The organism is Acinetobacter sp. YH01021 (assembly GCF_013420255.1).
Classification (GTDB): domain Bacteria; phylum Pseudomonadota; class Gammaproteobacteria; order Pseudomonadales; family Moraxellaceae; genus Acinetobacter.
Map to the genome: position 1 here is coordinate 21,595 of NZ_VOYO01000028.1, position 8,142 is coordinate 29,736.

Here is an 8,142-nt window from a genome sequence, read left to right on the forward strand (position 1 = left end):
CGATAAAACATAAAATCTGGAAAAATAGAGTTTCTCTTATTCTTTACTACGAGCTCCATCTTATCCTGTGCTACGCGCTTCGCTTGTCTTGCGCAAAATTAAAAAGGAGTCCTTTTAATTTGTTGCTCGAAGCATAGCTTCTCACCTTGCGCAAGGGCAGAGCAGTGCTCTGCTTATCCTTGCTCAGGATGGGGCGTTAAGCGCAGGTAAGGCGTGACCGCTGTATAACCTTTTGGAAAACGTTGCTTGATTTCTTCCTCATCTTTCAGTGAAGGGATAATCACAACATCATCACCATGCTGCCAGTTCGCAGGCGTGGCCACTTTATGTTTATCGGTGAGTTGAAGTGAATCCACCACACGCAAGATTTCATGGAAATTACGGCCGGTCGATGCAGGATAAGTAATAATCAAACGGACTTTTTTATTGGGATCAATGACCACTAAAGAACGAACCGTTAGAGTTTCACTGGCATTTGGATGAATAAAGTCATATAGCTCGGAAACTTTACGATCCTGATCGGCAATGATCGGGAAATTCACCGTGGCGTTCTGGGTTTCATTAATATCTTTAATCCAGCCATGATGCGACTCCACATCATCAACTGACAAGGCAATCGCTTTAACACCACGTTTTGCAAACTCATCTTTCAGTTTTGCGGTATAGCCAAGTTCAGTCGTACATACCGGTGTATAGTCGGCAGGGTGTGAAAATAAAATGCCCCAGCTATCACCCAGAAAGTCATAAAAATTAATCAGGCCTTCACTGGATTGCTGTTCAAAATTCGGTGCGGTATCGCCTAGACGTAAACTCATCTTTTTAGCCTCAATTGGTCTTTTAGTGTCGAGATAGGATTTAATATGAACCAATTTTTTTATGATTAAAAATAGTGTTTTTTGCTTTCTTTATGAGTAAATTGCATAAGTAGGATATCCATCTATCCAGAAGCGCAAAAATCAGTCACTTAATTGACTATGTTGCACAGGGAAAATTTGCTACATTACTTTGCCTTAGATCTTAGGGCTAGAACTAAGGATCAGATTTTTTTAGCGGTTTTACAGCAAAACCCTTGTAGTTCAAATTTCTAGCACCATAATAACGACTAAGAACATATTCATTTGACAAGCAAGATTTAGAGAGTCTATTCATGTTGGCAAGTCTGATCGGAGGAATCTTCGGTACCAAAAATGAGCGCGAACTCAAACGCATGCGTAAAATCGTAGACAAGATTAATGTGCTCGAGCCGACGATATCTACCCTTAGCGATGCAGACTTATCTGCAAAAACTGAAGAATTCAAACAACGATATAATAAGGGTGAAACCCTCGATAAATTATTGCCTGAAGCATTTGCAGTCTGTCGTGAAGCGGCGAAGCGGGTGATGGGCATGCGTCATTATGACGTGCAGCTGATCGGTGGTATTACCTTGCATGAAGGCAAAATCGCAGAAATGCGTACCGGTGAAGGTAAAACCCTGATGGGTACTTTGGCCTGTTATCTGAATGCCATCAGTGGTCAGGGCGTGCATGTCATTACCGTGAACGATTACCTGGCGCAACGTGATGCCGAGTTGAACCGTCCATTATTTGAGTTTTTGGGTTTAAGCATCGGCATTATTTATTCCATGCAAAATCCGATGGAAAAAGCTGAAGCTTATCGTGCCGATATTACTTACGGTACCAATAACGAATTTGGCTTTGACTACCTGCGTGACAACATGGTGTTCTCGCTGGCTGAGAAAAAGCAGCGTGGTTTGACCTATGCGATTATCGATGAGGTCGATTCGATCCTGATTGATGAAGCACGTACCCCGTTGATTATTTCCGGTCAAAGTGAAGATTCTTCACAGCTTTATGCAGCCATCAATAATATTCCACGAAAATTACAGGCACAGAAAGAAGAGAAAGTGCCGGATGGCGGTCACTTCTGGATTGATGAAAAACAGCGTTCAGTTGAAATTACTGAAGTGGGTTTTGAAACCATTGAAAGTGAATTGATTGAAATGGGCTTGCTGGCAGAAGGCGAGAGCTTGTATTCAGCGTCGAACCTGAACCTGTTGCATCATGTCACTGCAGCGATCCGTGCCCATTATCTCTATCAACGCAATGTGCAATACATCATCAACGATGGTGAAGTGATTATTGTCGATGAAAATACCGGTCGTACCATGCCGGGACGTCGCTGGTCTGAAGGTTTGCATCAAGCCGTAGAAGCCAAAGAGGGTCTGGAAATCCAGCCGGAAAACCAGACTCTGGCAACCACAACCTTCCAGAACTATTTCCGTCTGTATAAAAAATTATCCGGTATGACCGGTACTGCTGATACTGAAGCAGCGGAAATGAAAGAAATTTATGGTCTGGATGTGGTGCTGATTCCGACCCACCGTCCAATGATTCGTCAAGACCATAACGATTTAATTTATTTAAATCGTGAAGGGAAATATAACGCGATTATTCAAGAAATTCAGCGTGTGCATGAAGCTGGTGTCGCACCAATTTTGATTGGTACAGCCACCATTGAAGCTTCTGAGATTCTGTCGGATAAGCTAAAAGCGGCAGGGATCCAGCATGAAGTACTGAATGCCAAACAGCACGAACGTGAAGCCGATATTATTGCGCAGGCCGGTGCGCCGCGTGCAGTGACGATTGCCACCAACATGGCCGGTCGTGGTACCGATATTCTCTTGGGTGGTAACTGGAAGGCGTTGCTGGCTAAAATTGAAAACCCGACTCCTGAAGATGAAACGCGTCTGAAAGCAGAATGGGATGTTAATCACCAGGCTGTGCTGGATTCAGGCGGTTTGCATATTATCGGTTCCGAGCGTCATGAATCACGCCGTATCGATAACCAGCTGCGTGGTCGTGCCGGTCGTCAAGGTGACCCGGGTGTATCGCGTTTCTATCTGTCACTTGAAGATGACTTGATGCGTATTTTTGCCGGTGATCGCGTAGTCGGCATGATGCGTGCCATGGGCTTGCAGGAAGATGAAGCGATTGAGCACAAAATGGTGTCTCGCTCGATTGAAAATGCGCAGCGTAAAGTGGAAGCACGTAACTTCGATATTCGTAAGAATTTGCTGAAATACGATGACGTCAATAACGAACAGCGTAAGATCATTTATAGTCAGCGTGACGACATTCTGGCAGAAAATTCACTGCAGGATTATATTGAAGAAATGATCCGTGAAGTGATGCAGGGTGTAATCGCCAACTATATTCCGCCTGAATCGATTCATGACCAGTGGGATAGTGAAGGTCTGGAACTGGCGCTGCGTGAAGATCTTTCGATGGATCTTCCTATCGGACAATGGCTGGAACAGGACCGTCGTCTGGATGAAGAAGCTTTGGTGGTGCGCATTACCGATGAAGTACTGAACCGCTACCGTTCACGTCGTGAACAAATGGGTGAAGAATCTGCAGCTTCGCTTGAACGTCACTTTATGCTGAATTCTCTGGATCGTCATTGGAAAGAGCATCTGGCGGCTATGGATTATTTGCGTCAAGGTATTCATTTACGTGGTTATGCGCAAAAGAATCCAGAGCAGGAATATAAAAAAGAAGCTTATAACCTGTTTGTAAACATGCTGGGTACGATTAAGTCCGATGTCGTGACAGATCTGTCACGCATCCACGTACCGACACCTGAAGAGCTGGCGGAAATGGAAGCACAGCAGCAGGCACAGGCTGAGGCAATGCGTTTGCAGTTATCTCATGAAGAGTTTGACGGCTTGCTGGCAGGTGAACATGAGGTGACGACCGAGCAAAATGCTCAGGCGAATCCTGTAGCACCAGTCTTTAAAGCACCGGCAAGTCGTAATGCGCCTTGTCCATGTGGTTCAGGTCTGAAATACAAACAGTGTCATGGCAAGATCTAAACGCTATTAAAAATCAGAGCCCCATGGCTCTGATTTTTTTATGTATGAAGATTTTTCAGAAATTGAATACTGTTTGCAGTCTTAGGAATTAAATGCTATTTAATGGCTCATTCAACACCTCAAAGTGGAATAACCTGAATGAAAAAAGTATTAAAAACGCTCATAATTGCCGCTTTGGCAACGCCTGCCTTAAGTTTTGCACAAACTGCAGCGACCACAACAATTGATAAAGTTCAGCAAGCGGTGGGTACGACTACTGCTCAAGTACAACGTACCGATGCACAAGTGACTGTGGCAAGCCCACGTACCGGCATCCGTTATACCTTTGCCAATCAGAATCGTCCGATTGTGTTGCAGACCGCTGCGATTGCAGCTGCTAATGCGGCAAATGCAGACCGTATTGTTGCTACTAATCCTGCACTTTCTAGTGCAAGTCAACAACAAGCGAAACAGGCTTTACTAAGCGAATCTGGACAACTTGCACAAAATTAAAAATATCTTAATTTTAAAAACGTAGAAACCAGTCTTGATGACTGATTTTTTATTGTGAAAACCCATAACAAATCTCAGGCTGGCTCAGGCTTTGGCTCGATTTTTTGTTGCAGATCAACTAAGCTGTATTTTTCTAAAACTTCAATATTGGACTTTAAAATGGCAGTTGGTGACGTATCTATGCCACAGATGCATGTGGTGAAAGGGGTTAAAATTGGTTCGGCTGAAGCTTATGTGCGCTATCAGAACCGACGTGACCTGGTGATATTTGAACTGGCTGCAGGCTCCAATGTTGCTGGGGTGTTTACCCAGAATGCCTTTTGTGCAGCACCTGTGCATGTATCCAAAGCACATTTGCAAGCGGGAAATCCACGTTACCTGGTAATCAATACCGGCAATGCCAATGCAGGAACAGGTCCTACAGGCATGGCAAATGCAGAAGCCACCTGTGCCAAGTTAGCTGAACTTGCAGGCGTACAGGCTGCTGAAGTGTTGCCATTCTCGACTGGTGTGATTGGTGAGCAGCTTCCAATGGAGCGTTTGCTTACAGGTTTACAGCCTGCGCTGGATTCATTGCGTGATGATGCCTGGGGCGATGCAGCGACTGGAATCATGACCACAGATACCACCCCGAAAGGTGCATCAGAACAGTTCGAGCTGGATGGTGTGACTTATACCATGACGGGTATTTCCAAAGGTGCTGGCATGATTCGCCCGAATATGGCGACCATGTTGGGTTATGTTGCGACAGATGCGCCGATCAGCCGTGAACTGGTTCAACAGTTATTAACTGAAACTGTCAATGTATCGTTTAACCGTATTACCATTGATGGCGATACCTCAACCAATGACTCATGTATCTTTATTGCTACAGGTCAGGCCGGTGGGGCTGATATCACTTCGACTGGAGATCCGCGTTATGCAGTGGTGCTAGACGTATTGACACGTACCATGAAACGCCTTGCGCAATTGATTGTACGTGATGGTGAAGGTGCGACTAAATTCATTACCGTGACTGTAGAAGGTGGTGGCAATATTCAAGAGTGCTGCGATATTGCCTATAGCATTGCGCATTCACCGCTGGTCAAAACCGCGATCTTTGCTTCTGATCCAAACTGGGGCCGTATTCTGGCAGCGATTGGTTATGCCGGTGTACCGAATTTAGACGTTGCAAAAATTCAGGTTTGGTTAGATGATGTACAAATCTGCAAAGATGGTGGTGCGGCAGCAGACTATACTGAAGCAGCCGGTGCACGTGTGATGGCCCAGGCTGAAATGACGATTCGTGTTGATCTTGGACGAGGTCAGGCAAAAGATACGGTTTATACCTGTGACCTGTCGTATGACTACGTAAAAATCAATGCAGATTATCGCTCATAATTCAGATTGTTTATAAAGCCTCCGTTGTGGGGCTTTTTTTATACTTAATGATTTTTAATGACTGGTCAAAAATAGCATTTCGCCAGAGATGACCGGGATGTAGGGTGAAAGGTTCATTGAATAGTGAACCATGAGGGTAGAGTAAGAGTTGTTATGAATGATGCGACCAAATTAATAGCCAATGAAGCTAAATCGATTGTGCAGGCGCATTTAGATCGTTTAGGTGTTCCACAAGAACATCAAATGAGCCAGCAGGAAAAATTGGACAAATTTGCACAGATCAAGGCAGAGCTGGAAAAACAGGATGCTGTTTTGGTGGCGCATTATTATTGTGATCCTGAAGTGCAAGAACTGGCTGAACTGACGGGGGGCTGTGTTTCCGATTCACTGGAAATGGCGCGTTTTGGTCGCGATCATCCAGCTTCAACGCTTGTGGTAGCTGGTGTGAAATTTATGGGCGAAACCTCTAAAATTCTTTCACCCAATAAAACCGTGCTGATGCCAACTTTGGAAGCGACCTGTTCACTGGACTTAGGTTGTCCTGTCGATGAGTTTACCGCTTTTTGCGATGCGCACCCGGATCATACCGTGGTGGTTTATGCCAACACGTCAGCGGCCGTGAAAGCCCGAGCTGATTGGGTCGTCACTTCAAGTTGTGCAGTGGAAATTATCGAACATCTGGACAGTCTGGGCGAAAAAATCATCTGGGCACCAGATCAGCATCTGGGTCATTATATCCAGAAAAAAACCGGTGCAGAGATGTTGCTCTGGGATGGCGCCTGTATCGTGCATGAAGAATTCCGTTCACGCGGTATTGCCAATATGAAAGAGCTCTATCCAGATGCGGCAGTTCTGGTACATCCCGAATCACCGATGTCTGTGGTCGAGATTGCCGATGCGGTGGGTAGTACCTCACAATTAATTAAAGCAGCACAAACTTTGCCAAATCAGCGTTTAATCGTAGCTACTGATCGCGGTATTTTTTATAAAATGCAGCAGGCAGTGCCGGATAAAATTCTGATTGAAGCACCAACCGCAGGAGAGGGGGCAACTTGTCGTTCTTGTGCGCATTGTCCTTGGATGGCCATGAACGAGCTGGATGGTATCTTGCATGTGTTACAGCATAAAGATCAGGAAGTGCATGTCGAGCCGGTACTTGCTGAACGAGCTAAACTACCTCTAGATCGCATGCTGAACTTTAGTGCCGGACTAAAACGTTAAAATTTGTATAAAAAATGTCTGAAGCGATTGATAAATAAACGCTTGAAGCGTTTTTTCGGTTTTTTTTAAATATAGGTGTTGACGTCTCCGGGCGTCGCGCCTAGAATGCACACCGTACCGAACGATGTTCGATACGAAAGCTGAGATGAATCGGAGCATAGCACAGCCTGGTAGTGCACCTGGTTTGGGACCAGGGGGTCGTAGGTTCGAATCCTACTGCTCCGACCAATTCTTCAAGGCAAATGATGTTTGCATCAGTAACGCGCTTGTAGCTCAGTTGGATAGAGCATCCGCCTTCTAAGCGGATGGTCACAGGTTCGAATCCTGTCAGGCGCGCCATTTGGTCGCTTGATGTTAAGAATCAAAATGATGGTGGATGTAGCTCAGTTGGTAGAGCCCTGGATTGTGATTCCAGTTGTCGCGGGTTCGAATCCCGTCATTCACCCCAACTTTTAAAGTTGAAATCGGAGCATAGCACAGCCTGGTAGTGCACCTGGTTTGGGACCAGGGGGTCGTAGGTTCGAATCCTACTGCTCCGACCATCTCCTTCAAGATGTTCGAGATAAAAGATACCGCGTTAAGCGGTTTTTTTATGCCTGAAATTCAATGTGAATAAAAAATATACAATTGTTATCGGTGGCTATCATGATGAATGCTCGAATTCCTATTAAATTATTTTTCATCTAATAAAACTGTGCATTGAAGATTGCTTTCTTCTCGCATTGCTTCACTCTTAATTTTAATCATTCAACAATTTAACCAGAGTTTATCTATAGAGTGATTATCTTGTTGAGTGGAATTTTAATGGATGGATGAGGATTATATTTTTAAAATGGGTAAGGGATTCCATAGTAAATCTATTTTATTAACTCATCTGTTGTGTTTGATCTGAAATAAAGACAATAAAAAATTTTTAGATAGATATAGCAATTAAATTAACTAGAAATACCCATTGATAAGTAAATAAACTACTTTAAAACATCAATAATTGAATAAATTTTGAGTGAAAAATAGAAAAACCTGTATTTTTTGTAGAATAAATAAACAATCGTGATGATTTTGCTGAATTATTTAAAAATAGGGGTTGTATTGGGTTGGGAATCCTGTAGAATGCACATCCATCGGCGGTGATGAAGATTAAAACTTCTGATAAAACAGTAACTTAGTTGAGATTG

The 8,142-nt window shown here is 44.1% G+C and carries 5 protein-coding genes and 4 tRNA genes; 8 read left to right on the top strand and 1 reads right to left on the bottom strand.

The features are described from left to right. Positions 1 to 173 precede the first annotated feature (173 nt). Entirely contained in the window at positions 174 to 815 is a 642-nt protein-coding gene (locus FTT86_RS13995; protein ID WP_005252799.1) for a peroxiredoxin, read from the bottom strand. Between the two features lie 332 nt (positions 816 to 1,147). Here FTT86_RS13995 and secA point away from each other — a divergent pair, with 332 nt between their 5' ends. The 8 genes from secA to FTT86_RS14035 all read left to right on the top strand — a co-directional run bounded on the left by secA (position 1,148) and on the right by FTT86_RS14035 (position 7,509). Beyond that, positions 1,148 to 3,874 carry a preprotein translocase subunit SecA gene (gene secA / locus FTT86_RS14000; protein WP_180181391.1) on the top strand — a complete coding sequence of 909 codons (2,727 nt, stop codon included), beginning with the start codon at positions 1,148 to 1,150 and terminating at the stop codon, positions 3,872 to 3,874. 138 nt (positions 3,875 to 4,012) lie between these two features. Beyond that, complete coding sequence (locus FTT86_RS14005; protein WP_005106111.1) at positions 4,013 to 4,366, top strand: hypothetical protein; 354 nt, start codon at positions 4,013 to 4,015, stop codon at positions 4,364 to 4,366. Between the two features lie 159 nt (positions 4,367 to 4,525). Then, the gene (gene argJ / locus FTT86_RS14010) at positions 4,526 to 5,746 is read left to right on the top strand and encodes a bifunctional glutamate N-acetyltransferase/amino-acid acetyltransferase ArgJ (protein ID WP_180181392.1); all 1,221 of its coding nucleotides are present in this window, start codon (positions 4,526 to 4,528) and stop codon (positions 5,744 to 5,746) included. A gap of 153 nt (positions 5,747 to 5,899) precedes the next feature. Beyond that, positions 5,900 to 6,967 carry a quinolinate synthase NadA gene (gene nadA, locus FTT86_RS14015; protein WP_180181393.1) on the top strand — a complete coding sequence of 356 codons (1,068 nt, stop codon included), beginning with the start codon at positions 5,900 to 5,902 and terminating at the stop codon, positions 6,965 to 6,967. Between the two features lie 151 nt (positions 6,968 to 7,118). After that, a tRNA-Pro gene (locus FTT86_RS14020) sits at positions 7,119 to 7,195 on the top strand. Between the two features lie 34 nt (positions 7,196 to 7,229). Next, positions 7,230 to 7,306, top strand: a tRNA-Arg gene (locus FTT86_RS14025). Positions 7,307 to 7,339: 33 nt separating this feature from the next. Continuing rightward, positions 7,340 to 7,415: transfer RNA gene (locus FTT86_RS14030), tRNA-His, on the top strand. A 17-nt stretch (positions 7,416 to 7,432) separates the two neighbouring features. Further along, positions 7,433 to 7,509, top strand: a tRNA-Pro gene (locus tag FTT86_RS14035). Positions 7,510 to 8,142 lie beyond the last annotated feature (633 nt).